The organism is Acidobacteriota bacterium (assembly GCA_022340665.1).
Lineage (GTDB): Bacteria > Acidobacteriota > Thermoanaerobaculia > Thermoanaerobaculales > Sulfomarinibacteraceae > Sulfomarinibacter.
In genome coordinates, this window is sequence record JAJDNM010000062.1 from 1 (window position 1) to 25,867 (window position 25,867).

Sequence of the window (25,867 nt, forward strand, 5' to 3'; positions counted from 1 at the left end):
GGCACCGCACGTTCCGGTGTTCGGCCCCCCGGCTCTTCGTGGGGAAGCCGTAACGGCTGCTCCACATCCGGCCCGGAAATCATCACCCACGAATCGTTGGGCACGTGTCTCGCGTGTCGGGCAGCCGATCGACGACAATCCTCTAGAGCGTGCTCGATTTAACCGGACCCGGTGCCGTCGAGGAGGGTGTCGAGCACCGCCAGCAGGGTTTCGCGGTCGACCGGTTTGCCGAGCACGCCGTCCGGACCGCGAACACCTTCGTGCGCACCGAGGTACGACTGGCAGTCGTCCTCGAGCAGGGTGTCGTTGCCCGTCACAACGACCATCGGCACCTCGCTCCATTTCGGATCGCGGCGCAACGACACCAGGAGGTCGAGGCCGGACTTGCCCGGCAGCAGGGCATCGATGAGGATCACCTCCGGTTGGAACTCATCCAACATTCCGCGAGCGGTCGAGCAGCGGCCGGCGGTCTTCACCGCGAAGCCCTCATCCTCCAGGAAGAACGAAAGGTAATCGACAATATCGGGGTCGTCGTCGACGATCAGAACCCGCCGCTCGGATCCCGCCATCACTCGATGGCCTCTTCCTCGGGCTGGATGCTCGGCTTGGCGTCCAGCGGCACGCGGACCAGGAAGCGGGTACCGCGACCTGGCTCGGATTCAACCTCGATCGTTCCGCCATGCTTGTCGACGATCTTGTTCGAGATGAAGAGACCGAGCCCGGTGCCCTTGATGCCCTTGGACGAGAAGAACAGCGAGAAGATCTTTTCGCGCGTCTCTCGATCCATCCCGAGGCCGTTGTCCTCCACCTCGATGATCATCCACGGCTCCTCGCGCCGGACATCGAGCCGGATCCAGTGGTCGCCCTTGTCCTTGTCCATCCGACACGCGTCCAAGGAGTTCTCGAGCAGGTTCAGCAGCATCGCGCGAATCGCCTGCGGATCGCCAGCAAAGATGCCGGTATCCTCGGCAAGATCGATCCTGACCTCGGTGTCGGCATCGCTCGCCTTCTTTTCAAGGCCTGCCCGAAACTCGGCGACGATGGCCTGTAGATCGACATCCTCGACCACCAGCTCGCGGTCCTTGGCGTAGTAGAGAATGTCGAGCACCATCGAGCGAATCCTCTCCACGTTGCGCTGGACCATCTCCCAGCCCTTCTCGACCCGCTCCGGCTTGTCTTTGGCGAATCCCGAATTGACCATGTAGATGCCGCCGTCGAGACCCGTGAGCAGGCCCTTGATGCCGTGCGAGATTGAACCCACCAGCAGACCGATCGACGCCAGCTGCGATTGCAGCTCGCGAATCTGGGTGATGTCGATACACATCTCGATCACTGCCTCGACCTCGCCATCAGCGTTGCGGAGGGGCGCCGTCGTGCAGAGACCGTTGAGCTTTTCGCCATCCTCGGTGAAAAGGATTTCTTCGTGCTCCCTGGTCACTCCGTCGTCGAAGGTCTGCTGCATGGGACACACCAGGCACTGCTCGTCCCGGTGCTTGTACATCTTGAAGCAGCTCTGACCGATCGGATCGCCGAAGGTCTCGCGGAAGCGGCGGTTGGCGTGCTGGATGACCCGGTCCGGGCCCTGCACGGTGATGAAGCAGGGCACTTCCTCGAAGAGCTGGGCGAGTCGTTCCTGGGACCGCTGAAGTTCGCTTTGAAGCTGCTTGACCTCGGCGATGTCGGTGTGCATCTCCATCACGGCGACGATCTCCTCGGAATCATCCCTGATGGCGGTTGTGTGGACCATGACCGGCACTTCCCGCCCGTCCTTGGTCGTCAGGAGTTGCTCTGAGGGGTGGGTCTGGCCGTCCAAGAAGGTCGCCTCGACCGGGCAGTTTGGGCAGACCTCGTCTCGTCCCTTGTAGACCCTGTAACAGTACTGCCCGATCCGCTCACCAAAATCCTCACGAAACTTTCGGTTCCCGTCGATGATCCGGAAATCCCGGTCGTGCACTGACAGGTAACAGGGCATTTCCTCCCAATACTTCTGGTACGGGGACTCTGGCTCGCCCAGCCCTTTGGGAATGGTCAGCTGGACCTTGTCCACGCGGTCACTTCCTTTCTCGTCCAGGCAGGTCGGGTCGGCTCAGTTTGCCTTTTCCTTCCGGTGCTCGACGATGTGATGGGCGTAGGCCACCAGTTTGTCCTCGTCCACTGGCTTGCCGAGATATCCCTCGGGCGGCGGCACCGGCCGATCGTAGATCACCTGCCGGAATTCCGGGTGACCGGTGACCACACACACCGGGATTTCCTCGGTGGCCGGATCCGACCGCAGCTCGACGAAAGCTTCAACGCCGTCCTTGCCCGGCATAGACAGATCGAGGCTGATGAGGTCCGGCTGATACTCGCGTGCCTTGGCGAGGGCTTCGTCGCCGTCGGTCGCCGTCTCGACCTCGGCCCCGGCATCCTCGAAGACCATCGTGAGGAAGGCTCGAACGTCCTCCTCGTCATCCACCACCAGAATCTTGCGGCCGGCGAGCGGTTCCTTCTCCGCTACCTTCTTCACCTCGAGGTCGCCCGGCTTCAGCTCGTCGGGGATCTTCTCCGGCTCTTCGATGATCAGCGCGTTGGCGACCAGGTTGACCAGCTGCTTGACCTCGCAGTCGAGCTTGTAATGCTTAATCAGGTCGTTGAGGCCGTCGACGCAGTTGTGGCAACTGGTGACCACCACCTTGGCTCCGGTGGCGCGGATCTGGTCGGCCTTGATCTTGGCCGACTCTAGACGCCGCGGCGTGTACTCCGACATCGACATCGCGCCGCCGCCGCCCGTGCAGCAGTAGTTTTCGGCACGATTCGGATACATCTCCTGAAAGTCCATCGACACCAGTTTCAGGAGCTCTCGTGGCTCCTCGAAGAAACCACCGCTGCGTGCGTTGTTGCACGAGTCATGGAAGGTCATCCTCTCCGGGTTCTTGGTCGGGTCGACCTTGATCTTGCCCTCCTTGATGTAGTCCAGCATCGTCTGGACCGACGTCTCCATCGGCACCGGTTCGGTCTCAGCAGCCCAGTTGACACCTTCGAAGCGGGTCGAGCGGAAGCCATGGCCACACTCGGAGATGACGATCTTGTCCACGCCGAGTTCGCGCGCCTTTTCATACTCCCTCTTGGCGCACGCACCACCGAGCTGATCATCGCCCGAGAACAGGCCGAAATTGGTGTTATCCCAACCCTCCTCGGGCATGGTCCAGTCCTCACCCGCCGCCCAGAAGATCAGCGCCGCCTCCTTGATGGTACGCGGGTCGTACTTCACCTCACGGGGATTGATGCAATACATTACATTGGCGCCCTTCTTCTCGACCGGGATCGTGGCTTCGTCGTGGCCAAGGTCCTCCTCGAGCTCCTCCGACATCCACTCAAGGGTGTCGAGGTAGTCCTCCTTGAGGACGCCCATCTGATTGCCGAGCTCCCACTGGTCTTTGGAAACCACCCGCACCCCCTCGGGCATGACGCCGACGTGTGCCAGCAAACCGCGCATGATGCGGTTGAGGGTCGCCGTATCGACACCCATCGGGCAGCTGAGGGTGCAGCGGCGACAGTTGGTGCACGTGCCGAAGGCGATGTCCTTGAGCGTCTCGAGGTCATCGTCGGTCAGCGGTACTTTGTCCGCTCCCACCCACCAGGGAAAGGTCTTGCCCGTCCAATCGTGGTTGGCCTTGAAGAGCTTGCGCAGCTGGTCGGCCTTGTACGACGGGGTCATCTTGTGGTCATCCGGAAATGCGAGCACGTAGTGACAGGATTCGTCACACATCCCGCAGTGCACGCAGCCAACCAACGAGCCGACCACCTGACGATTGAGCTTCTTCGCCAGCTGCTCTTCCATCATCTTGATTTTGTGTGTCTTTTGCCTTGCCACCGTTGCCTCCTAACCTCGAACGACCGGATAGCTGCCGCGCTGCCCGAGGGCCCGACCGATGTATGTCCGGGTGAATGGATAGTAGAGATAGTGTGAGATTTTCGAGAACGGAACATAGAGCAGGAAAAAGCTCGTCAGGTAGAGGTAAGCGATCAGCAGGTTTTCGCTCGTCATTCCCCAGATTCCCATCAGATAGGCCTGCGTGCATGCGCCGAGCCCGAACCAGATGGTCAGCATCACGAGCGAGAAGTAATCGTCGGGAGTGCTGATCAACTTCATCAGTGGCCGCAAGACTCTTCGCCCAATCCGGTAGAGCGCGACGATGAACGCAGCGACGAGAAAGACGATCATCGTCCAACCCACCACCGGGATGCGCAGGAAGTCGGGCGCGATAGTGCTGACGAAGGCGAGGGTGATGCCCGCTACGACCCCGAGGTGGAAGATCACGAAGCTGAGGTAGAAGATGAAGCCCTTGGGCTTGCGGGTGCTCTCCATCGACCATGGCATGGCGACGTTGAACAAGGAGTAACGGGCTCCTCGTTTCTTGTCCGATTGCGTCGGGTTGCCAGGCATCGATCTGTCCTTGGCAAGCGTGAACGACGTCAGCCAGCGAATCTTCAGTGTGTAGACGATTGCCATCACCACGAGTGAGATCCAATGGACAACCTCCGCGGTGTGCAGTGCAGTACTCACTTCGTGCATCTCACTCTCCTTCCTCGATCTTCGCCTTGAACGGATTGAACTCTCGATTGTCGGGCGCGACGATCAACACCTCTACGAGCGTGCCGCCGTTGGCCAGATGCTTCGAGATCGTGTCTACCATCACTCTGCTGCACATATCGAGCGGGACCTGGTAGAGCCCGGTGCCGATCGGCGGAAAAGCCAGTCGTTTGATACCCTTCTCCTCGGCCCGAGACAGGGCCGATTTAACGGTCTTGCGAAGCTTTCCCTCCTCATCCTCTTCGCGGAACTTCGGGCCGTTGGCATGGATGATCCAGTCGGCCTTGAGGGCGCCGGCCTCGGTCACCACCGCCTCACCCGTCGGGCAGCTGCCAATTTCGTCAAGCTGCTTCTGGATGACGATGCCCCCACGCTGCTGTATGGCACTACCGAAGCCCGATCCCAGTTTGACGTCTTCGGTGATGTCGAAGACGAAGGCCTCGACATCCATGTCCGTGATGTCTTCCCGAACCAGCCGCAGGACCTTGTTGCCGATCTGTTTCTCCGCCATGACTGTCCTCCATGCTCTTATGAGTCCTATTACCCCGTTTCGAGTCCGACCAGCCTGCCGGTCACGGATCTGCCGGTTTCCTTCATCCATCCCGGATCGATGAGATCGGCCAGGTTGTACTCTTCCAAAACCTCTCCAACCCGAAGGTTGATCATCGCGTAGACGACTCGACACTCACAGGATTCAGCCCTCGGGCATGATTCGGGTTCCTCGATGCAGTCGACGACGCAGATCGGACCGATGGTTGCCTCGATAATTTGGCGGATGGAGATGTCCTCCGGCGACGAGGAGAGCTTGTAGCCCCCGTGGCGCCCCGCGACACCGCGAACCAGTCCGGCGTTGCGGAGAGACAACGCGACTTGCTCGAGGTACCCGTGAGAGATTCCTGTGCGTTCGGCGACCGACGCCAGGCTGATTGGCGTATCGGCGCCGCCTCTCCGTGCAAGATCGAGCATCATCCGGAGGGCATAACGGCCGCGAGTTGAAATCTTCATCGTGGACTGAAGATATTCCTATTATTCATACCTGTCAACTAGGAAATAATATATTCATCATTAATCTCAATCTCAACAAAATATTGACATTGTGGCGCCTTCGTTGGAGGTGCTATCGTGTTGCCGGAGAATGGCCGATCGAGGAGGCATTGATGGCACCGAAAACAGCCGTGATCATCGACGACGAACCGGATATCACGACCTATTTCTCGACTCTCTTGACCGATGCTGGATGGAAGGTTCGCACCGCCAACGATCCCAACGAGGGCATCACACTGGCCCGGGAGGATCCGCCTGCGGTCGTCATGTTGGATGTGATGATGCCCGAACGCGGGGGCCTCAGCACCCTGATCGCACTGCGCAAGGACGAGCGGACGGCTAAGATCCCGGTCGTGCTCGTGACCGGCATCCAGGAAAGCCTCAAAGCGGATTTCGGCGACTTTCTCGATCGGTTCAAGAAATACCACCCAGATGCATACCTGCAGAAACCGATCAACGAGGATGAACTGCTTCAGACCCTGGCCAAGGTCACTGGCGAGTAGGCCGCACGCTTTCCCGAACCTGCACGAGGCGCAGCGGCCACGAGGCCGCATCACCGGCGTAATTGACTCCAACCCTCGGTGTGCGGCGCACGTGATCTTCCGGCACCTCGATGCCGTCATCGCAGATTCTGATTGGGGAGTCCGGAACGCACAGATCGATTCCGTTGTCGGCAGTGGTGATCGCGAGAGCCTGGCACAGCTTGCCCGGGCCGTCAGTCAGCGACCCCTCCCCCACCCTCGGACCACGGCGTAATCGAGCGAGTTCGAGGCCCTCTTGAACGATACCGCCACGGATGAGGACCGCCTCCGGCCGACCGGGGCCGACCGTCACCACGTTGAGGCAGCTGTGGAGTCCGTAGACGAGGTAAACGTAGGCATGGCCAGCCTCACCCCACATGGTCTCGGTGCGCAACGTCCGACGGCCACCGAAGGTGTGGCAGGCGGGATCCTCGATCCCGAGATATGCTTCGACCTCGGTGAGTCTCAAAACGACATTTCCTGCGGGGCCGGTGCGGATCAGCAGCTTGCCGAGGAGTTCGCGCGCGACCGCCTCGGTGTTACGCTGGTAGAAGTCGCGCAGAATCACAGGAGGATACGACATGGGTTCAACCATCTGTGTCACCGGCGGTGCCGGCTTTATCGGCAGCCACGTCGCCGATGCCCTGGTCCGTGACGGCCACCGGGTGCTGATTGTGGACGACCTTTCGAGCGGGAGCAAGGACAACGTCCCGAAGGATTCGGAGCTTTTCGTGCTCGACGTGCGCTCCGAAGAGGCGGCCAAGCTCCTGGTTGAGCGAGAGGTCGAGATTCTCGTTCACCACGCGGCTCAGATGGACGTGCGGCGATCGGTCGCCGACCCTGTCTTCGACGCGGACGTCAACATCCTCGGCCTGCTCAATCTCCTCGAAACAGCTCGAGGCCAGGCTTTGCGGCAGGTCATTTTCGCATCGACCGGCGGTGCGATCTACGGCGAGCAGGAGGAGTTCCCCGCCGACGAGAATCACCCCGTTCGACCGCTTTCGCCGTACGGGGTTGCCAAGCTGGCGTGCGAGCGGTACCTCTACTTCTTCCACTCGGAGTACGGTCTCGATGCCACATGCCTCCGCTACGCAAACGTTTACGGCCCTCGGCAGAACCCGCACGGCGAAGCCGGGGTGGTGGCGATCTTCAGCCGCCGCCTGCTCGACGGAGAGGAGGCGGTTATCAACGGGGACGGGCTCCAGACACGCGACTATGTCTTCGTCGAGGACGTGGTTCGCGCGAATCTCGCGGCCCTCGATCGGCCGGGATTCTTCATCTACAACGTGGGCACGGGGGTCGAAACCGACGTCAACAGCTTGTTCGACTACATCGCACAGGCGGTCGGATTCGACGGCGTTCCGACGCACGGCCCCGCCGCTGCCGGTGAACAACGACGGTCGAGCATCAGCTCCGAGCGGATCCTCGAGGAGCTGAGCGTGACGGCGGACACTCCGCTGTCGGAGGGCATCCCGACGACCGTCGAGTGGTTCAGAGATAACGTTTGACGTTCAACGTTCTAACGTTCAACGTTTAACGTTTAACGTTTAAACGATTCTTACCAGTGCACCCGGCAGCGCGCCACCCTTGACATCGGCGGCCTGTCGAGGCACAGTCGCCGTCGACCAGGGCTGCCTTCGGGCAGGCTCGATGCGGAGGCAACATGACGATTGATCTCGATTTTTCCAAGCTCTCGGGGAGCGACGTGCTCGACATGGCGATTGCCATCGAGGACGAGGCCACGATCTACTATGAGCAGCTCGCCGATTGGGTCGGGGACGACAATCCGGACGTCGTCGATTTCTTCAAGCGTATGGCTGTGCGTGAGAAGCGCCACCACGACCAGATCGTCGCGCTGCGTGACCACCTGTTCGCCGAGGCTGTGAAGAGCCACGCCGACAAGGTCTCGTGGGCGGTCGAAGCTCCTGATGTCTACAAGGTGCCGGACGACGTCAATCTCCGACAGGCGTTCGAGGTCGCGATGGACGCCGAGACGCGGGCCCACGACTTCTACGCCGGCGCCCTCGAGTACGCCACCGATGATCAGGTGACCGAGCTCTTCGAGGGCCTGCGCCAGGCCGAGGCGGATCACAAGCGAATGCTCAAGGAGGAGATGGAGAAGCGTCTGGTCTGAACGTTCAACCTTGGAACGTTTCAACGTGTGAACCTTAGCAGGTGAGGTGGAGTGCAGCGGCGACGTCGCGGCCCTCGGCCGATAGCCGGTTGTAGCTGTCGACTGCTACGCCGGTCTTCTCGACCACCACCTCCGAGCCGGCCCGTGCCAGCGCCTCCAACGTCTCGTCGAGCACTCTGACACGGCCGAAGTACCCCGTCCCGAGCACCACCACTTCCGGAGCGGCCGCGATCAACTCTCGCAAATCCTCGACGGCATAGACGTGGCCGCCCGCCGCACGCCACCACGGGCCCTTGACCCCGCCGCCGGCCAGGATCACATCTGCTGAAAACTCTCGTCCGTCGACCCAGATACGGCCAAACGAGTAGGCATCTATGTGCATGCCGCGCCTGATCAACCGTAGGGAAAGACGACGGGATAGCGCGGGATCATCAACTCGCGAGCCTTCTCCTGGTCCGCCTCCGTCGGGCGAACCGTTATCACGGTCGTCTCGAGGTCCCTGAGAAGGGCCAACGCAGTGCTTCCGAGGCCGACGTCGAGCGGTCCCCTCTTCGAGTGACTGCCAATCACGAGCACATCGGCGCCGACCTCTTCCATATGAGCGAGAATCTCTCGGCTCGGCTTGCCCTTGCGAATTCGTGTCTCGACCTCGAGGCCTTTCGACCTGAGAGGCTCGGCATAACGGTCCATCTTTTCTTCCATCGTCTCGACATCGGGCAGCAGCTCTACCGGTGCCTCCACCGACAACACCGATACAGGAGCGTCGTAGGCGACCGCAACCACCTCTGCGAGGTCCCGAATCCTGGCCGCGATCGGGGTGATGTCGAGGTAGCGTTGCAGCGCCGCTGCTACACAGATCTTCTCGTAAACCATGGTCCTCCCTATGCATTCATCATATCTCGAAGCAGGCACAAATCCTGAAGACACAGCTGAGGGTGCGAAAAAACTCCCGTGCTCGCGACACGGGCGACCGAACAGGCAGATATCGAGTCCTGTCGTTTTCGGAGAATCCAGGCATTTGTTCTACACTGTTGGATTGTGGATATGGAACGCTTCGGAAAATACATCCTGGTCGACAAAATCTCCTCTGGGGGTATGGCCGACGTCTATCGGGCAAAGGTGCTCGGAATTCGCGGCTTCACCAAAACGGTGGCGATCAAGCGGATTCACCCTCACCTCCTCGAACGAAAGAGGTTTCTTAGGATGTTCACGGACGAGGCGAAGATCGCATCTCGCCTCGTCCACCCGAACATCGTTCAGATCTACGACCTCGGCGAGGCCGACGGGACGCCCTATATCGCGATGGAGTATGTGCCCGGGCGCGACCTGTTTCGAGTTCTCCAACGCCTCGGATCCCTCGACCGGCGGTGCCCGTGGCGGCTGGCCACCAAGATTGTCAAGGAGGTCTGCACCGGTCTCCAATTTGCACACGACTTTCGTTCACCGGACGGACAGCCCCAGGAGATCGTCCACCGCGACGTCAGCCCGCGGAACATCATCATCACATACAACGGTGAGATCAAGCTGACTGACTTCGGGGTGGCGAGGGCGCGTGATCGTGAGGAGCACACCGAGCACGGAGTCATCAAAGGCAAGGTTCGGTACCTGAGCCCTGAGGCGGCCTACGCCAAAGAAGTGGACCGGCGTTCAGACCTGTTCTCCCTCGGGATCGTCTTCGGTGAGATGTTGCTGATGGCCCCGCTCCGTACCGGCGACAACGAAATGGCTATGCTGCTCGACATCCGCAAGGGCGAGTTTGACCGCAAGCGTTTCAACACGATTCCAAAACCCCTGCGGTCAGTTCTCGAAAGGGCTCTCGAGGTCGAACGGGACGACCGGTTCCCCACGGCGGTGGATTTTGCCGAAACCCTCGAGGCGAAGTCCGACGAAAACTCGGCACCGATGAGCGAAGCGGAGGTCGCGACCTTCATGCACTCGCTCTTCGCAGACGACATTGAACAGGAGAAGCTGAGGGACGACGAGGTTGAAAAGGAGCTGCGCAGGGTTCCTGGAGACGACGATATTCTCCAGAGGGCGGCTGCAAGTGGCACCCCCAGGGCGCCCTCGGGCTCCCTCAAGAACCCTCTCAATATCTTCGCCGCGAGGGGCGCAGGCCCGGTGGCGGTGCCCGCCGTTGATGCGGTTGACAAGAGACCCCCTCAAGCGACCAAGGAGGGGCTGCTGCACGAGAGTTCGTTGTGCAGGGTGCTGCATCAGATAGCGGATGGTTCGGTGACCGGAATCCTCGATTTTCACCGCGACCCGATCAAGAAATCGATCCAGTTCGAGAACGGAAACCCAGTGTTCGCAGACTCGAACATCGAAAGTGAGCTGTTCGGCGAGCACCTCGTCGCGCAGGGCGTTTTGTCGCGAGGTCAGCACGGCGAGACGCTTGACTTCGCGGCAAGGAAAGGGCTGCGATTCACTGAGGCGTTGCTGGCCCTCAACGCCTGCACCCCCAACGTGCTGTTTCAGCAGCTCGGGGGTCAGGTTCGCAACCGTATTCTCGATCTCTTCAGCTGGATCACGGGTTCGTTCGAGCTCTATGAAGACGCGCCGATCACACAATCAGGCCTCCCACTGAATCTCCGCACCCACACGTTGATTCACGAGGGAGTCCAGGAGCGACTCCCGCTGGTGGTCGTGCGCCGTTTCATGGAGGGCCGCACTCCTCAAACGGTACTGCGGGTACCGGGCAGCATCCCCGCGGACCTCCAGCTTTCCGGTCGACAACAGCGGATCCTGCGCACCATCGAAGCCGAAGAGACGACCGTCGAAGAATTGGTCCGGCAGGAGAAGGACGAGGAGTGGCTGCTGCGCCTCCTCTTCATGCTGCACGAGATCCAGCGCATCGTTTTCCGTGACTAACGCGACGTCTGGCGCATCCACGTGAGAGCCGCAAAGACGCGAAGAGCGCAAAGAAGATCATTTGTGTTTCCGAAACGAAATGGGATTCCTTTGCGCGGCCTCTGCGATCTTCGCGCAGTTGGCGGTTCAAAAACCGCGGCTAACTTATATTCGTGGCGATGGGGCATTTCGAGTCGAAGAAGCTGTTGGTCTGGGGAATGGCAGCGATCCTCCTGTGGCTCGTGGCCGGGGTCATCGATCGCCGGACTGAGATCCAGGTCAGCACATTCGGCCAACGGCTCCAACTCGAGGTTGCCGGCGCGACCCTCTCGGCCCCAATCGCCTTTGACCATCTGACGTCGATCGAAATTCGTGCGATGGATTCCATCGATCCTTTGCGCGGAGTCGAACTCACCATCGAGGACTCCCGGGGCGAGGTCATGCGTCGGCGCCTGCCACGGAGGTTCCAGTTCCCGGCCGGCGACATCGTCCCCGTCGGTGACTGGGAGCTCGACGAGCTCGCCGGTTACGGTCCGGTGTGGCGAACCGTGGCGGAAGTGGAAGGACCATTCACGCTCACCGCCTCCTTCCGTGGCAGGTTTCACCACGACCTCGAGGTGATCCTGCACGGGGAACCCGGCGTATCAGTTGCGGCTCGGCGGGGGTTGATCAACAACGACGCGTTCATTCGCACGGCCGGCGGTGTGACCCTGGCGTCTGCGAGCATCGACCCGACGCCGCTGGCAGATTCGGGCGCCATTGCCGCCAGTGCACTCAGGGCGGTGGCCGTCGCCTGCCTCTTGATATCGGTCTTCACGGTCATTGGATCTTCTCGGTCATCCTCCACGCCCGTAGCTTCGAAACCCTCGAACATGTTGCCGTTGGCCTTCGCCCTAGCCGTAGGAGCCATGGGCATCTCGATCTGGATGGCGACGAGTGTTCTGGAATGTCTCCCCCACCTTCCGGATTCGGTGACCTATCTCCTGCAGGCGCGTTGGATGCTCGACGGTGCACTGTGGGGATCTGTGTCGACTGCTCAGGACGGGCTCACCGTGCCATTCACCTACGTCCTCGGCGATCGTTGGCTCGGGCACTATCCCCCGGGTTGGCCCTTCCTGATGGCGATCGGCCTCGCACTTGGAGCACCGTGGCTGGTGGCACCGGTTCTCGGCGGAATCTTCGTGATGCTCCTCTACCTCACCGGTCGCGAGCTCGATCGACCGTCCACCGGTTTGGTCGCCGCGTCGCTCGGCCTGCTGTCACCGATGGTTCGCATTATTTTCAGCAGTATGCTGTCGCATGCGGCTGCCGCCACTCTCATTCTCGCGGGCCTCTGGTTGTTCCTCATATCACGCCGGACCGGGGGATGGTCGCCAGCCGCCATTTCGGGGGCGTGCTTCGGATTGGCCTTCGGGATCCGGCCCCTTTCTACAATGGCTGCGGCCGTTCCCGTGGCAGCCGCTTGCGGCGCCGTCTTCCTGATGCGCCACCGATCCGCCTCACGAACGCCGGCGATCGGTTGGTTTGCCGGGGCCGTTGTGGCGGCCCTGCCCACTCTGGCCGCCAATCTCGCCATCACCGGCAACGCTTTTGCGTTTCCCTATTCGCTGGCCGGCAAGTCGATGTATCTCCCATCGAATCTGCCGTTCGGGATCCGCAATCTCGACGTTCTGTTGTACACAGCCGGCAATGTGTTGCACGGCTGGGGCTGGCCATACTTCCATGGACCATTCTGGGTAGCTCTCGCGTTTGCCTTCGGCCTGTTGCCGTTCCTGCTCCGCCGGCAAACGGCAACCGACCTTCTCCTGGCGATGGTGATCGGATCCGTGGCGATTGCCCATCTCGGCAGTCGCGGCCACGGTCTCCACGGCTTTGGCCCGCGATACCTCTTCGAGGTGTTCGGCCCCCTCTTGCTGCTCAATGCGAGGGGTTTCACCGAGCTCGCACGCCATGGTCGTCAGGGGGCCCACTCGGGCAGTCGGGCCGCCACAGCGATCGCAGCGGGCCTGTTTGTGGTCCTGTGCGGCTTCGCCGCAGCTGCCCTCCCGCAGCGGCTCGCCCTCTATCACGGTTACAACGGGATCGACGGGTCTCTCGAACAGCAGATTATGGAGGCAGGTCTCGAGCGGGCTCTGATTCTGCTGCCCAAAGGAGATTGGCGTGGCTGGGCGATGGCGTCTCGGATGATCGATCCAGCGCCTGATGCCGACCTGATCTTCCTCCAGGCCGAGCCTAAGGACGCGGTGGTCACCCAGGTCGCCGGTGGCCGCCCGATCTTCGCCTGGCGCGACGGCCGGCTGATTGAAGTCAAGCATTTTGTCAACATTGTCGAGGCCCAAGCCGACTCATGTCGCCCTGGCCCCGACCACCCTCCCTGATTGAACCGCAAAGACGCAAAGGCCGCAAATAAAATCCCCGGTGTATCCGAACTCAATTGCATAGCTTCGCGCGGACTTAGCGACCTTGGCGGTCCTGGCGGCTCGTAAACACGCGGGTTGAACTTGAATCTCGAATCTTGGACCAGCATGATTGGCGAACGATGAACGGCGTGACGAAATCCTGGCGCGCGGGCTATGTGCGGCTCCTGAAGAATGGTGAGCTCGAGCAACGGGCACAAAAGCTTGGTGCCATGCTGACCGACTGTGAAGTATGCCCTCGCTCGTGCAGGGTGGATCGGCGCCGCGATGTCGGCGAGTGCGCCACCGGCTCCGACGCCGTCATCGCGTCCTGGAACCCGCACCACGGAGAAGAACCTGTCATTTCCTGCAGACGCGGTTCGGGGACCGTCTTCCTCGCCAACTGCAACCTTCGCTGTGTCTTTTGCCAGAACCACGACATCTCCCAGCAGCCACGTTCGTTTGCAGGGCAGTCCATCGCCGACGAGGAGCTCGCCTCCATCTTCCTCGAACTCCAGGATCGCGGCTGCCACAACATCAACTGGGTCTCCCCATCGCATCAGGTTCCGCAGCTCGTACGGGCCCTACAGGTGGCCGCGACCCGCGGCCTCTCGATTCCGATCGTCTACAACACGAACGGGTATGATTCGGTCGAGACTCTGCGGCTGCTCGACGGCATCGTCGACATCTACATGCCGGACCTCAAGTACGCGGATCCCGAAACGGGGCGGCGGCTGTCAACCGTCGGGGACTATCCAACTCATGCGCGCAGGGCGCTGGTCGAGATGTTCCGCCAGATAGGTAGCGAATGGGAGCTCGGCCCCGAGGGTGAGCTGAGGCGTGGTCTGTTGGTGAGGATGTTGGTCCTCCCGGGCGACCTCGCCGGCATCGAGGAAAATCTCGCATGGATCGCCTCTACGCTGTCGCCCGAAGTCGCAATCTCCCTCCTTGCACAGTACCGGCCAGCCCACCGAGCACTGCGCTCGCCGGACCTCGGCGACATCGCCCGCGGAATCAACCGCGAGGAATGGCGGAGTGCGGTCACGGCGCTCGAAAAGAACATGAGTGGCGATCGGCATCATGTGCAAGGAGTGTGGCTTTGAATTTTGAATTATGAGTTTTGAGTTTTGAATTCCTACCCACCTCCGCGAAATACGGGAGGAAGGGCGGGTTTTCCGAGCGCCGGAGGCGCGACAGATGTTTAGCCCCAGTTTCATGGGCCTCCAAATCCTCGAGCCGCGAAGCGGCGACAGAGATCCGGCTTCGACCACGGCGAGGCGACCTAACGCGCTCGCTTCCTCGGGCCGGTCATCTTCTCGGGGTCGAGGACTGCTGTCATTTCCTCCTCCGTCAGAAGACCCTTCTCGCGCACCAGTTCGACGATCCCACGTCCGGTTTCGAGGGCCTCCTTGGCGAGCTCGGTCGTGGCATCGTAGCCGAGCACCGGGTTGAGGGCGGTCACGACGCCGATGCTGCGCTCTATGTACTCGCGGCACACATCGGTGTTCGCAGTGATGCCGTCGACGCAATGAACCCGCAGGGTCGATGCAGCATTCATGAACATTGTCTGCGACTCGAGAATGCAGTCCGCAATCACCGGCTCCATGACGTTGAGCTCGAGCTGGCCAGCTTCCGCAGCCAGGGTCACCGCCAGGTCATTGCCGATCGCACGGAAGCACACCTGGTTGACGACCTCGGGAATCACCGGGTTGACCTTGCCAGGCATGATCGACGACCCGGGCTGCAGGCGAGGGAGATTGATCTCGTTGATCCCGGCCCTCGGGCCGGAGGACAGCAAGCGGAGATCGTTGCAGATCTTTGACAGCTTGATGGCAACGCTCTTCTGGCAGGCCGAGTAGAGCACGAACGGCTGTGTGTCCTGCGTAGCCTCCACCAGGTCCGGCGCGAGCCGGATCGCCTTGCCGGTGATCTCGACGAGATGTTCGACACAGCGCTCCGCGTAGCCTTCTGGTGCGTTGAGTCCGGTGCCGATGGCAGTGCCGCCCATGTTGACCTCGAGCAGCGTCTCCTCGCACTCGGAAAGTGCGTCGATCTCGTTGTCGAGGCTCTCCGCCCAGGCATCGAACTCCTGGCCGAGTGTCATCGGGACGGCGTCTTGAAGCTGGGTTCGACCCATTTTGAGCACACCCGCAAACTCCTCCCCCTTCGTTCGAAGGGCCGCCACCAGTGCTCGAAGTTCGCAGACGAGACGCGTGTTGCCGAGCGCGATGGCGACGTGCAGAGCGCTCGGATAGACGTCATTGGTGGACTGCGAGCAGTTGACGTGGTCGTGTGGATCGCAGTGTGCGTACTCGCCCTTGGCATGACCCATCAGCTCGAGTGCACGGTTGGCGATGACCTCGTTGGCGTTCATGTTGGTCGAGGTGCCGGCTCCGCCCTGAATCACGTCGACCGGAAACTGGTCGTGGAGCGCACCATCGATGATCTCGCGGCACGCGCCTTCGATGCCCTCGAGAACGCTGGCGGATAGTCTGCCGCATTCGTGGTTGGCGCGCGCCGCCGCGAGCTTGACCATGGCGAGGGCCCGAATGAGTTCCGGGTACTGACTGATCGGAACCCCCGTGATGTGAAAGTTTTCGATCGCCCGCTGCGTCTGAATGCCGTAGTAGGCGTCGGTCGGCACGGCCTTCTCACCGAGCAGATCATGTTCGATTCGGGATGAGGGCATGTCGAAGCCTCCAGGTTCGGGATAGGAGCCTTATAGCACGTGGATGCTGGATGCTGGATGCTGGATGCTGGATGCTGGATGCTGGATGCTGGATGCTGGATGCTGGATGCTGGATGCTGGATGCTGGATGCATCAAATCGATAAGTCGTCTCGCTGACGTGTCAAGGGGTGGGTGGGCGTATCGAGAATCCAGTATCTAGGATCCAGCATCGGGTGGTCGGGGGGATCGAGCAGCGAGTATCGATAGAAGGACCTCAGTCGGGCGGGTGGGCGAGAAACTCGAAATCCGAAATCCCAATTTCAAAAATCGCCTGAACAGGCACGGTTACACTGTCCGGCATGGGAAAAAAGCACCGCAAGACGTTGTATCTAGTTGACGGCCCCAACATGGCGTTTCGCGCCTTCTACGCGATCGGGGGTATGACCAACTCGCAGGGCCTGCCGACCAATGCTCTCTTCGGCTTCACCAATATGCTGCTCAAGCTCATCCGGGACGAAAGACCGGATTATCTCGCTATCACCTGGGACCCCAAGGGCGGTTCCTTCAGAGAAAGCGTCTACCCCGACTACAAGGGAACACGAGCGGAAATGCCCGACGCGTTGCGCGCCCAGATGCCTCATTTCACGCGCATCGCCGAAGCCTTCGACGTGCCGTTTCTCTGCATCGAGAATTTCGAAGCTGACGACGTGATGGGCACGCTCGCCCGCCGCCACGAAGGCGAGCTCGATGTCGTGCTCGTGACCTCAGACAAGGACCTCATGCAGCTGGTGTCGGACAACGTCACCCTTTTCGACTCGATGAAGGATCGACGCATCTCTTTTCCCGAAGTGGACGAGAAGTTCGGATGCACTCCCGAGCTGGTACCGGACGCGCTTGGCATCTGGGGCGACTCGTCGGACAACATTCCGGGCGTCAAGGGCATCGGCGAGAAGGGGGCCAAGGCCCTGCTCGCGAAGTGGAATGGCCTCGACGACATCTACGAGCACATCGACGAGATCACGCCGCCGGGCACCAGGGCCAAGCTCGAAAACGACCGCGACAACGCCTACCTTTCCCGTGATCTCGCGACAATTCGTGTCGACGCTCCGGTCGACGTCGAGCTTGAAGCACTCGCCCTCCAGTACCCACCGCCCGAGGACCGCGCCCAGGAGCTGTTCACCGAACTCGAGTTCCGTACGCTGCTCAAGCAGTTCGGCGGCGAGATGGCGTCGATCAAGCGCGATGCGTATCGCCTGGTAACGACTGCCGAAGAGCTCGAGGAGCTTCGGTCGGTGCTGGCTGCAGCCGAACGATTCGCGCTCGACACCGAGACGACGTCGCTCGACGCCCTGCAGGCAGGCCTCGTCGGCCTTTCTTTCTGCGCTGACCAGGAGGTCGCCTGGTACGTTCCGGTGGCCCATGCAGTTCTCGAACCACAGCTCACCTGGGATGCCGTTCGCGAATCGCTCGCGCCGCTGATCGAAAGCCCCGAAGTGGGCATCGTTGGCCAGCACCTCAAGTACGATCTCAAGGTCCTCGCGAAGCACGGTGTCGAGCTCGGCGGCATCGACGGCGACACTCTGATCGCCGACTACCTCCTGAGCCCTGATCGACGCTCGCACAAGCTCGACGATCTCGCTTTGATCCACCTTTCCCACCGAATGATTCCGTACGACGAGGTCGCCGGCGGCAAGGGAAGTTTCGCCGAGGTCGGTCTCGAGGATGCCCGCGATTACGCTGCCGAGGACGCGCATGTGACCTGGTTGCTCGATGCCAAGCTCGAGCCGATGCTCGCGGAGGCGGAGCTCGACCGCCTTTACCACGAACTCGAACTACCCCTGATCCCGGTCCTGGCACAGATGGAAACCAACGGAATTGCAGTCGACCGGGCGGTCCTCGAAGACCTGTCAATCGAGCTTGCGAAACGCGTGGCGGAGGCAGAGGCACAGTGTCATGAGGCCGCCGGCCAGGAGTTCAACATCGGCTCCGTCAAACAGCTGCGCGAAATCCTCTTCGACAAGCTCGACCTGCCGGTAATCAGGAAGACAAAGACTGGGCCCTCGACGAATGAGGCGGTGTTGTCCGAGCTCGCGCTACAGCATCCTCTGCCGCGGGCAATCCTCGACTACCGTTCTCTGGTCAAGCTCAAGAACACCTACGTCGATCCGTTGCCCGAACTGATCAACCCGGAGACCGGCCGCATCCACACCCATTTCTCGCAGACCACCGCGGCCACCGGACGGCTCTCTTCCACCGATCCCAACATGCAGAACATTCCGGTTCGCACCGAGGAGGGCCGCCGCATCAGAACTGCGTTCATCGCTCCGCCCGGGCGCGTCCTGCTTGCCGCGGACTACTCGCAGATCGAACTGAGGATACTCGCCCATCTCTGCGGTGGTACCGGTGGTTTCGCCGATGCCTTCTCCCGCGGAGTCGACGTGCATGCCGAAACTGCCGTCGGGCTCTTCGACGTGCCGGCGTCCGAGGTCACCCGCGAGATGCGAACCATCGCCAAGGCGGTGAACTTCGGGATCGTCTATGGCCAGAGCGCCTTCGGACTCGCACAAACGCAGCGGATCTCGAGGGGTGAAGCGGCCGAGTACATCAGGCGATTCAAGGAACGGTTCCCCGAGATCGAAGAGTACCGGCAACGGACCCTGGAAGAGGCAGCTGTGAACGGCTACGTCGAAACCTTGATGGGCCGCAAGCGACCGGTACCCGATCTCCAGAGCGGCAACTTCGCGGCACGCGCGGCGGCCGAACGGGTCGCCATCAATACACCGGTTCAGGGCAGCGCCGCCGACCTCATCAAGAAGGCGATGCTCACCATCGATGCCCGCCTGCGAACGGAGTTCCCCGACCAGCTGCTCCTCCTCCAGGTGCACGACGAACTCCTTCTCGAGGTCGACGAAGACAAGGCCGACGAGGTCGGCGAAATGGTGCAGGAAGAAATGGCTTCGGCGATGGAGCTGTCCGTGCCGCTGGTGGTCGACCTGGGCACGGGCCAGAACTGGGAAGAAGCGCACTGACGAATTCGGAATTCGGATTTCGGAATTCGGGCCCGGCCGGCGCTTCTCGCTTCGGTGTGCAAGGTGCCACCCGTCACATTGTCTTGGTTGCTCTACCATCAGGTGCGCGCCTATGACAATGCGACGAGTGGCACCTGTGTCGTCGATGCAGTTCGCGCTTTTTACCGTGGAAGGGTGGCACCTGTGTCGTCGAAGCGGCAGTGCGCTCTCCATTGAGGGGCGAAATGTGTTGACGCCTCCTTGGCGCGGTCGTAGGGTGGCGTAGGCGGAACGGTGAAGGGAAGCCGGTGAAAATCCGGCGCGGCCCCCGCCACTGTGACCGGGGACGAGCCGCTCATGCTGCCACTGGTTGAATCGGTCTGCGGGCTGACAAACTGGGAAGGCGAGCGGTTGCGATCGATCCGGGAGTCAGGAGACCTGCCGTTCCAATTAGAGAAACGGGAGGTTTCGCATGCCGAACACTGTCAGGCCACCCCTTGTGCCAACCATGACTTCGGTCGTGTTAATGACTGTGGCCTCACTGGCGTTCAGCCAGCAACCGTCCAAAGCTCAGTCGCCGTCAAAACCGTCGTTCGCGGAGGAAGTCACGGTCACCGCGACCGGAATCGAAATCGATATCGACGAGGCTCCGGCTGCGGTCACAGTCATCGCCCGGGACGAAATGGATGATGCCCAGGCGGACAGGGTCGTCGACATGCTACGAAGAGTGCCGTCCGTGGCGGTCGTCGGCTCCGGTAACGAGGGCAAGCTGACCTCGATCTTCACCCGTGGCACGAATTCAAACCAGACCCTGGTCATGCTCGACGGTGTGCGGCTCAACACGCCGTTCTTCGGCGGTTTCGACTGGAGCCGACTGAGCACCGGCGGTCTGGAACAGATCGAGATCGTTAGAGGTCCCTACTCATCTCTCTGGGGAGCAGACGCGGTCGGGGGAGTCGTCCACCTGCGATCGCGGCAGGCCCGGGAGGGCTTCGAAGGTCGGCTCTTGGGCGAGGGCGGCTCGAACGGCTGGCAACGTCTGGAAGCGGAAGTCGGTTGGGGCAACCAGATGCTCGACGTCTTTGCGTCCGGCTACGATCGGCAAGGAGACGGCGAGCTCGATAACTCTGACTTTTCAAGCCGTCAGTTTCTGATCAACGCAGGCGTCAACTTCGGCAAGCGTGGGAGCCGTCTCGGCGTGGTGGCCCAGAGCGTCGAGACCGAAACCGGAATCCCCTTCGCCTCTCCGGGCGACCTGCGACCGAATCGACGCCAGTGGGGAGAGCACACCCTGATCGCCTTGCCAGTCACGTGGCACATCAACGATCGTTGGAGTCTCGAGGCCGTTGGTGCTCGGATAGACGCCAGCGTCGATTTCTCGGACCCAGATGACCTCTTCATGAGCGAGTCCCGGACCGACACCACCTCAGAACAGCTCCGCCTTGCATCACATCATCATCTCAGGGGTCATGTGTTGACCTGGGGTGGCGAGTGGCGGTCCGAAAAGGTCGATGATGTCTCGAATATCGGTCCCAACCTCGACCACGAGCAGGTCGAGGTGACCAGCTTCTTCCTGCAAGAGGCATGGACCCCGAGCCGGGCCCTGCGCCTCTTACTCGGTGCCCGCTGGGACGACGCTGACACCTGGGGCTCTGAAACCTCGCCGCGCGCAAACCTCGCCTGGCGCCTGTCCGAAAGGCTCGAGTTGACCGCCGGCTACGGCACTGCCTTTCGCCCACCATCGATCGGTGAGCTCTACTATCCCTTCTCGGGCAACCCGAAGCTGCGTGCCGAAACCTCCACGTCCGCCGACTTCGGTTTCGTTTTCACAAAACGCGGTGGCGTTTCGCGCCTCGAGGTAACGGGATTCTCCACCGAGCTCGACAATCTCATCGAGTTCGATTACGCGACGTACCAGAACCACAACATCGGCTCGGCCACGATCAACGGCGCCGAGATGGCCTGGACACGCTCTCTCGGTCGGCGAGGTGCTTTGTTCATCCAGGCGACCTACCTCGACACCGAGGGCGACGACGGTCTGCCGTTGCTGCGCCGCCCCGAGTGGAGCGGAACATGGACCCTTCACGGCCAGCTTTCGCAGTACATCAGCGGCGATCTGACGCTGATGTATGTGGGCGCAAGAGACGACGTCGATCCGATCACCTACCAACGCGTGAGCGCACCCAGCTACACGACAGCCGATATTGCCCTCGCCTACAGCCTTTGGCAAGGCGTCGAGGCAACCGCTCGGGCACTCAACGTTTTCGACGAGAAGTACTCCGAGGTCCTCGGATATCCGGCCCCCGGTCGCCGATTTTTCTTCGGTCTGCGCCTCGGAGTCGACACACCATCGCGCTGGCGCGGCAATCCATAGGCATCTTCAATTATGGGTTTTGAATTTTGGGTCGTGAGTTCCCACCCTGCCCCCCACCCTTCTTCGGTTGAGGGTGGTGATCTGAAATCCTCAACTCTGAACTTTTAACTCTTCATTCTCGAGCCCCGTCCAGGCCTGTTGACAAAACATTGACAGCCTCGCTGCGTATGTTTATGGTAGATTGAGGTTGAGACTATGAATCATTTTCATTAATTTGCTTTTGAAAGGAGCCTGGAAATGAAAAAGACGATGATGGCGTCCGGAGTGGTTTTCTGTGCGGCGTTGCTGGTCAGTCCTGCGATGGCGGACAACTGCAGCAAGGACAAGCAGGTGAGCAACGAAGGCTCGTCCTGCGCGAAGACCACCGCAGTGCACGCCAATGCCGAGGGGGTCTCGTGTTCCAAGTCGGCGGCAAAGGCCGCCTACGCCAAGGCACTCGAGGAGACTGGCTGTGAAAATACAGCGAGGGCCGCCTACAACAACACCCTGGCTGAAAACACCTACGCCCAGAGTTTTGCCGCCACCGGCTGCAGCAAAACCGCGCAGAAGGCTTCGTACGAAGCGGTGTACGCCTCTACCAGCTGTGAAAAGACGTCTCAGGTGGCGGCCACACATGCCGTTGCTCAGGCGACGTACGATGCGACCCTCGCCAAAACCGGCTGCGAGAAGACCGCAGAGGCCGCCTACGCGAGCATGATCAAGACGGCTGGCTCGAGCTGCGATCTCACTGGCGTGAAGGCCAGCTGTGACAAGAGCGAAGCCAAAACTACCTCCGGCCAGGTGGCCGACGCCAGTGAAAAGCTTGCATCCAACCAGACAGGATCCTCTCGATAATCTTCTGAAGACATCGCAACCTGCATCACCCGGGCTCGTGCCCGGGTTTTTTCGTTGTGACCGGGAGCACAGAATCCCCGGCAACGGGGTGCGACATTGTGAGCGTGGAAGGCGTTGGAGGGCAAACGAGAGGAGAGAATAAAATGGCGCCACAAAGATCGCGACGCCTCCGATTGCTCGAGAGCCTACGCCGGACGATCAGCGAAAAGCTGCACGATCGGGTGCACCGCCGGGCCATGGCCCGGGGTCGGGGCGTGCCGCAGAACACGAACTCCATCTACACGTCGGCATCCGAAGATGCTCCCGAACTGCTCGATCAGCTTTTTCTGGTCCACCGCAGAGTCGGCGAGGAAAAGGGCGAGACGGTGGATCCGGCGACCCCCGACCAGCTCGATGAAATCGAGAGGAAAGCCATGCTTTCAGCCGTCCGGGCCGCGGTCAATCGTTCGCGAGAAAACCTGCGGTCGACAACCGAATAGGACGGGACAGGCTCTTTTTCAGCCCTCGTCCCCGGGCAGGCTCGAGGCGATCACCTCGCGGACACGACGGGAGAGTTGCGCACAATCCTCAACGGTCATCCCTTCCACCGATATCGGCGGGTGGATGATCAGGCGGGCCGACCCGGGCATCAGATCGATGGTGCCCGCCGGCAGCACATCTCTCGTTCCCGTCACCGTCAGTGGAAGAATCGGCAACCCGAGGTCCAGCGCCATGCGAAACGCGCCCTTTTTGAAGGGCTTGAGCTTGCCATCACGGCTCCGCGTGCCTTCCGGGAAAAACATGACCGACGTTCCGTCGACGATCTTCTCTTTGGCGGATTCGAGGGCCGCCATTGCCGCGGTATGGTTCGATCGATCGATGAAGATATGACCGAGGCGCTGACACGACATTCCGATCAACGGCACCGATCGCAGCTCCTCCTTCATGACCCATTTGAAATCGATGCCGAGCCAGCCGTAGAGCAGAAAGATGTCGTACTGGCTCTGGTGATTCGACACCAGGACGTAGGATTGTTGCGGATCGATATTCTCGCGGCCCTCGACCGCGACCACCATCGGAGTCATGGCGGCGAGAACGCGAGCCCATGGCACGGCAGCCGTCCGGCTCGCAGTGCGCGGCGAGGTGACCATGCTGAGCGCCAGGGCGACGCCGGCTTGAATCGCCGTCACCAAACCCAGGCCCGGCGCGAAGACCAGGTATTTGTATGGCTGGTACAACCACCATGCGATTCCGCGTCGCCTCATAGCGTGGAATCATACCCGAGCAGACTTGGGGCCGGGATGCTCGATGCTCGATGCTCGATTCTCGATTCTCGATTCTCGATTCTCGATTCTCGATTCAAGCAATCGATAAATCGTCTTGGTGAATTGTCAATGCATGGGAGGGCGGTTCGAGAGACGAGTATCGAGTATCCAGTATCGGGTGGGCGGGCGGATCGCGTATCCAGTATCCAGCATCGAGGATCGGGCGGGCGGTGGTGATATCCTTTCTCACCGTGCGAACACCGGAGGATCTGTGAGCGAGAGTTTCTACATCACGACCCCGATCTACTATGTCAACGATATGCCCCATATCGGGCATATCTACACGACCGTCATGGCCGATATCTTCGCCCGGTACAAGCGGATGACCGGCGCTGAAGTGCGCTTCCTCACGGGAACCGACGAACACGGCCAGAAAATCGAGAAGGCGGCCAAGGACCAGGGCATCGAACCGATCCAACTTGCCGACCGGGTGGTCGCACGGTACCACTCGTTGTGGAAGACCCTCGAGATTTCGCACGACGACTTCATCCGCACATCGGAACCTCGTCACAAGCGGAGCGTAGCCGAGATCATCCGCCGCATCACCGCGGCCGGTGATATCTACGACGGGGAGTACGAGGGGTGGTACCTCGCGGCGGACGAGGCATTTGTCCCCGACTCACAGGTCAAGGACGGGCGTGACATCGAGAGCGGGATGCCCGTCGAAAGGCTTTCCGAGCCGAGCTACTTTTTTCGCCTCTCCGCCTACCAGGAACCGCTGCTTCGCTGGTATCGAGAAAACCCCGAGTGCATCCGACCACGTACTCGGTACAACGAAGTCGTCAGCTTCGTTGAAGGCGGCCTTCGGGACCTGTCGGTCTCCAGAACCTCCCTGAATTGGGGAGTCCCCTACCCCGGCGACGACGACCACGTCGTCTATGTCTGGCTGGACGCCCTCACCAACTACATATCTGCCCTCGGTTTCGGCGCCGAAGACGAGACGCTATACGAAAAGTTCTGGCCGGCATCGGTTCACCTCGTGGGCAAGGACATTCTGCGTTTTCACTGTGTCTACTGGCCGGCCTTTCTGATGTCCGCCGGGCTCCCCCTACCCAAAGAGATATTTGGCCACGGGTGGTGGTTGCAGGACGAGGCCAAAATGTCGAAGTCGATTGGGAACGTCGTCCGGCCCGATTACCTCATCGAGCGCTTCGGCGCGGACTCGCTTCGCTATTTCCTGGCCCGCGAAATGTCCTTCGGCCATGACGCCTCGTTTTCGGACGAAGTGTTCCTCGAACGCTTCAACGCCGACCTCGCCAACGCCCTTGGCAACACAGCCTCCCGAACCCTTTCGATGACCGGCCGCTACCTCGACGGCAGAGTCCCGGCCGTGTCTTCCGACGGCCCTGTGCCGGAGGCGGCGGCTGCCGCGGTGGCCAACTACCTCCTCCACCTCGAACAGGCTGAACCGAACCGCGCACTCGAGGCCGCGTGGCAGCTGCTCAAGGCGATTGATGGCCACATTCAGGAGCGGCAACCGTGGGCGCGTGCCAAGGAAGGCGAAACTGGGCGAACATCGCTCGAGGCCACCCTGTACGTTTCACTCGAAGGGCTCCGCATAACGGCGCTGATGATCGAGCCGTTCATGCCCGTCATCGCCGAACGGCTCAGGCAGCAGCTCGGAGTCGGCGACATGGCCCGAAATTTCGGTGAGGCTACGAATTGGGGTGGCCTCGCAGAAGGCACCACTATCGGCAAGACCGAACCCCTGTTTCCACGAGTCGATATCAACGCCTACATCAAGGAGCTACGGATGAACACCACGAAAGAAGAGACCGAAAAGTCGCCCGAGGGTGAACTCCTTTCCATCGATGATTTCTTCAAAACCAAGCTGGTGGTCGGCACCATTCGCGAGGCCGAGAAGGTACCGAATTCGAAAAAGCTGGTGCGGCTGATGGTCGATCTCGGTGAGCCCGAGCTGCGGCAGCTCGTCGCAGGCATCGCCGAGCGCTACGAGGCCGCCGACCTCGTTGGTCGCCAGATCGTGGTGGTTGCCAATCTCAAACCGGCCAAGTTGATGGGCGTCGAATCCCAGGGAATGTTGCTGGCGGCCAACCTCGAGGGAGCACCCTTCCTGCTTTCACCTGACGCTGAAGTGCCGCCTGGCACAGCGGTGAGTTGAGAGTTGAGAGTGACGAGTTCTATCCACTCCCCTGAGAAATT

22 protein-coding genes and 1 riboswitch are annotated in these 25,867 nt (G+C 61.0%); of the genes, 11 read left to right on the forward strand and 11 right to left on the reverse strand.

All coding sequences use genetic code 11. The features are described from left to right. Positions 1–158: 158 nt before the first annotated feature. The 6 genes from LJE93_08000 to LJE93_08025 are packed head-to-tail and all read right to left on the reverse strand — an operon-like array spanning position 159 to position 5,578. The gene (locus LJE93_08000; GenBank protein ID MCG6948838.1) at positions 159–569 is read right to left on the reverse strand and encodes a response regulator; all 411 of its coding nucleotides are present in this window, start codon (positions 567–569) and stop codon (positions 159–161) included. Continuing rightward, entirely contained in the window at positions 569–2,047 is a 1,479-nt protein-coding gene (locus tag LJE93_08005) for a PAS domain-containing protein (GenBank protein MCG6948839.1), read from the reverse strand. The genes LJE93_08000 and LJE93_08005 overlap by 1 nt, the downstream gene beginning before the upstream one ends. Positions 2,048–2,086: 39 nt before the next feature. Next, on the reverse strand, positions 2,087–3,853 hold the full coding sequence (locus LJE93_08010) for a response regulator (protein MCG6948840.1): 1,767 nt from the start codon (positions 3,851–3,853) through the stop codon (positions 2,087–2,089). Positions 3,854–3,862: 9 nt separating this feature from the next. Continuing rightward, complete coding sequence (locus tag LJE93_08015; protein ID MCG6948841.1) at positions 3,863–4,555, reverse strand: hypothetical protein; 693 nt, start codon at positions 4,553–4,555, stop codon at positions 3,863–3,865. A 1-nt stretch (position 4,556) separates the two neighbouring features. After that, the gene (locus tag LJE93_08020; protein MCG6948842.1) at positions 4,557–5,084 is read right to left on the reverse strand and encodes a macro domain-containing protein; all 528 of its coding nucleotides are present in this window, start codon (positions 5,082–5,084) and stop codon (positions 4,557–4,559) included. Positions 5,085–5,113: 29 nt separating this feature from the next. Continuing rightward, positions 5,114–5,578, reverse strand: a complete 465-nt coding sequence (locus LJE93_08025; GenBank protein ID MCG6948843.1) for an Rrf2 family transcriptional regulator — start codon at positions 5,576–5,578, stop codon at positions 5,114–5,116. Between the two features lie 152 nt (positions 5,579–5,730). Here LJE93_08025 and LJE93_08030 point away from each other — a divergent pair, with 152 nt between their 5' ends. Beyond that, positions 5,731–6,120, forward strand: a complete 390-nt coding sequence (locus tag LJE93_08030) for a response regulator (protein ID MCG6948844.1) — start codon at positions 5,731–5,733, stop codon at positions 6,118–6,120. Here the strand turns inward: LJE93_08030 and LJE93_08035 are convergent. Beyond that, positions 6,107–6,721, reverse strand: coding sequence for a DNA-3-methyladenine glycosylase (locus LJE93_08035; protein MCG6948845.1), 615 nt, complete (start codon positions 6,719–6,721; stop codon positions 6,107–6,109). The two genes, LJE93_08030 and LJE93_08035, sit on opposite strands and share 14 nt — an antisense overlap. Here LJE93_08035 and LJE93_08040 point away from each other — a divergent pair. Continuing rightward, positions 6,720–7,646: an NAD-dependent epimerase/dehydratase family protein gene (locus tag LJE93_08040; GenBank protein MCG6948846.1), complete on the forward strand. Its 927-nt coding sequence runs from the start codon at positions 6,720–6,722 to the stop codon at positions 7,644–7,646. The genes LJE93_08035 and LJE93_08040 overlap by 2 nt on opposite strands. Before the next feature lie 155 nt (positions 7,647–7,801). Continuing rightward, positions 7,802–8,272, forward strand: coding sequence for a ferritin family protein (locus tag LJE93_08045; GenBank protein MCG6948847.1), 471 nt, complete (start codon positions 7,802–7,804; stop codon positions 8,270–8,272). A 34-nt stretch (positions 8,273–8,306) separates the two neighbouring features. Here the strand turns inward: LJE93_08045 and LJE93_08050 are convergent, their stop codons facing one another. Both LJE93_08050 and LJE93_08055 read right to left on the reverse strand, forming a co-directional pair. Continuing rightward, positions 8,307–8,654, reverse strand: coding sequence for an MTH938/NDUFAF3 family protein (locus tag LJE93_08050; protein ID MCG6948848.1), 348 nt, complete (start codon positions 8,652–8,654; stop codon positions 8,307–8,309). Between the two features lie 11 nt (positions 8,655–8,665). Continuing rightward, on the reverse strand, positions 8,666–9,145 hold the full coding sequence (locus tag LJE93_08055) for a universal stress protein (GenBank protein ID MCG6948849.1): 480 nt from the start codon (positions 9,143–9,145) through the stop codon (positions 8,666–8,668). 171 nt (positions 9,146–9,316) lie between these two features. Between LJE93_08055 and LJE93_08060 the strand changes: the two genes are divergently transcribed. The 3 genes from LJE93_08060 (at position 9,317) to LJE93_08070 (ending at position 14,618) form a co-directional block, all read left to right on the forward strand. Next, entirely contained in the window at positions 9,317–11,140 is a 1,824-nt protein-coding gene (locus LJE93_08060) for a protein kinase (protein MCG6948850.1), read from the forward strand. A gap of 158 nt (positions 11,141–11,298) precedes the next feature. Continuing rightward, positions 11,299–13,497, forward strand: a complete 2,199-nt coding sequence (locus LJE93_08065) for a hypothetical protein (protein ID MCG6948851.1) — start codon at positions 11,299–11,301, stop codon at positions 13,495–13,497. Between the two features lie 161 nt (positions 13,498–13,658). After that, positions 13,659–14,618 carry a radical SAM protein gene (locus tag LJE93_08070; protein MCG6948852.1) on the forward strand — a complete coding sequence of 320 codons (960 nt, stop codon included), beginning with the start codon at positions 13,659–13,661 and terminating at the stop codon, positions 14,616–14,618. Positions 14,619–14,797: 179 nt separating this feature from the next. On the opposite strand, the gene LJE93_08075 is transcribed toward LJE93_08070, so the two are convergent. Next, on the reverse strand, positions 14,798–16,204 hold the full coding sequence (locus LJE93_08075) for an aspartate ammonia-lyase (protein MCG6948853.1): 1,407 nt from the start codon (positions 16,202–16,204) through the stop codon (positions 14,798–14,800). A gap of 339 nt (positions 16,205–16,543) precedes the next feature. Here LJE93_08075 and polA point away from each other — a divergent pair, with 339 nt between their 5' ends. From polA to LJE93_08095, 4 genes are all read left to right on the forward strand, one after another. Next, the gene (polA, locus tag LJE93_08080; protein ID MCG6948854.1) at positions 16,544–19,213 is read left to right on the forward strand and encodes a DNA polymerase I; all 2,670 of its coding nucleotides are present in this window, start codon (positions 16,544–16,546) and stop codon (positions 19,211–19,213) included. Positions 19,214–19,442: 229 nt separating this feature from the next. Next, a riboswitch (cobalamin riboswitch) is annotated at positions 19,443–19,653 on the forward strand. An 11-nt stretch (positions 19,654–19,664) separates the two neighbouring features. Beyond that, a complete protein-coding gene (locus LJE93_08085; protein MCG6948855.1) occupies positions 19,665–21,566 on the forward strand; it encodes a TonB-dependent receptor in 1,902 nt (633 codons plus the stop codon). Between the two features lie 237 nt (positions 21,567–21,803). After that, positions 21,804–22,400, forward strand: a complete 597-nt coding sequence (locus LJE93_08090) for a hypothetical protein (protein MCG6948856.1) — start codon at positions 21,804–21,806, stop codon at positions 22,398–22,400. 143 nt (positions 22,401–22,543) lie between these two features. Continuing rightward, complete coding sequence (locus tag LJE93_08095; GenBank protein ID MCG6948857.1) at positions 22,544–22,879, forward strand: hypothetical protein; 336 nt, start codon at positions 22,544–22,546, stop codon at positions 22,877–22,879. Positions 22,880–22,897: 18 nt separating this feature from the next. Here the strand turns inward: LJE93_08095 and LJE93_08100 are convergent, their stop codons facing one another. Further along, positions 22,898–23,644, reverse strand: coding sequence for a 1-acyl-sn-glycerol-3-phosphate acyltransferase (locus tag LJE93_08100; protein ID MCG6948858.1), 747 nt, complete (start codon positions 23,642–23,644; stop codon positions 22,898–22,900). A 271-nt stretch (positions 23,645–23,915) separates the two neighbouring features. Here LJE93_08100 and metG point away from each other — a divergent pair, with 271 nt between their 5' ends. Continuing rightward, the gene (gene metG, locus LJE93_08105) at positions 23,916–25,826 is read left to right on the forward strand and encodes a methionine--tRNA ligase (GenBank protein MCG6948859.1); all 1,911 of its coding nucleotides are present in this window, start codon (positions 23,916–23,918) and stop codon (positions 25,824–25,826) included. Positions 25,827–25,867 lie beyond the last annotated feature (41 nt).

Coding starts and splice junctions, on each gene's coding strand:
- LJE93_08015 (MCG6948841.1), bottom strand. CDS start 4,555: ATGCACGAAGTGAGTACTGCACTGCACACCGCGGAGGTTGTCCATTGG.
- LJE93_08085 (MCG6948855.1), top strand. CDS start 19,665: ATGCCGAACACTGTCAGGCCACCCCTTGTGCCAACCATGACTTCGGTC.
- polA (MCG6948854.1), top strand. CDS start 16,544: ATGGGAAAAAAGCACCGCAAGACGTTGTATCTAGTTGACGGCCCCAAC.
- LJE93_08040 (MCG6948846.1), top strand. CDS start 6,720: ATGGGTTCAACCATCTGTGTCACCGGCGGTGCCGGCTTTATCGGCAGC.
- LJE93_08090 (MCG6948856.1), top strand. CDS start 21,804: ATGAAAAAGACGATGATGGCGTCCGGAGTGGTTTTCTGTGCGGCGTTG.
- LJE93_08000 (MCG6948838.1), bottom strand. CDS start 569: ATGGCGGGATCCGAGCGGCGGGTTCTGATCGTCGACGACGACCCCGAT.
- LJE93_08100 (MCG6948858.1), bottom strand. CDS start 23,644: ATGAGGCGACGCGGAATCGCATGGTGGTTGTACCAGCCATACAAATAC.
- LJE93_08060 (MCG6948850.1), top strand. CDS start 9,317: ATGGAACGCTTCGGAAAATACATCCTGGTCGACAAAATCTCCTCTGGG.
- LJE93_08035 (MCG6948845.1), bottom strand. CDS start 6,721: ATGTCGTATCCTCCTGTGATTCTGCGCGACTTCTACCAGCGTAACACC.
- LJE93_08020 (MCG6948842.1), bottom strand. CDS start 5,084: ATGGCGGAGAAACAGATCGGCAACAAGGTCCTGCGGCTGGTTCGGGAA.
- LJE93_08075 (MCG6948853.1), bottom strand. CDS start 16,204: ATGCCCTCATCCCGAATCGAACATGATCTGCTCGGTGAGAAGGCCGTG.
- LJE93_08095 (MCG6948857.1), top strand. CDS start 22,544: ATGGCGCCACAAAGATCGCGACGCCTCCGATTGCTCGAGAGCCTACGC.
- LJE93_08030 (MCG6948844.1), top strand. CDS start 5,731: ATGGCACCGAAAACAGCCGTGATCATCGACGACGAACCGGATATCACG.
- LJE93_08050 (MCG6948848.1), bottom strand. CDS start 8,654: ATGCACATAGATGCCTACTCGTTTGGCCGTATCTGGGTCGACGGACGA.
- LJE93_08070 (MCG6948852.1), top strand. CDS start 13,659: ATGAACGGCGTGACGAAATCCTGGCGCGCGGGCTATGTGCGGCTCCTG.
- LJE93_08045 (MCG6948847.1), top strand. CDS start 7,802: ATGACGATTGATCTCGATTTTTCCAAGCTCTCGGGGAGCGACGTGCTC.
- LJE93_08055 (MCG6948849.1), bottom strand. CDS start 9,145: ATGGTTTACGAGAAGATCTGTGTAGCAGCGGCGCTGCAACGCTACCTC.
- LJE93_08025 (MCG6948843.1), bottom strand. CDS start 5,578: ATGAAGATTTCAACTCGCGGCCGTTATGCCCTCCGGATGATGCTCGAT.
- LJE93_08065 (MCG6948851.1), top strand. CDS start 11,299: ATGGGGCATTTCGAGTCGAAGAAGCTGTTGGTCTGGGGAATGGCAGCG.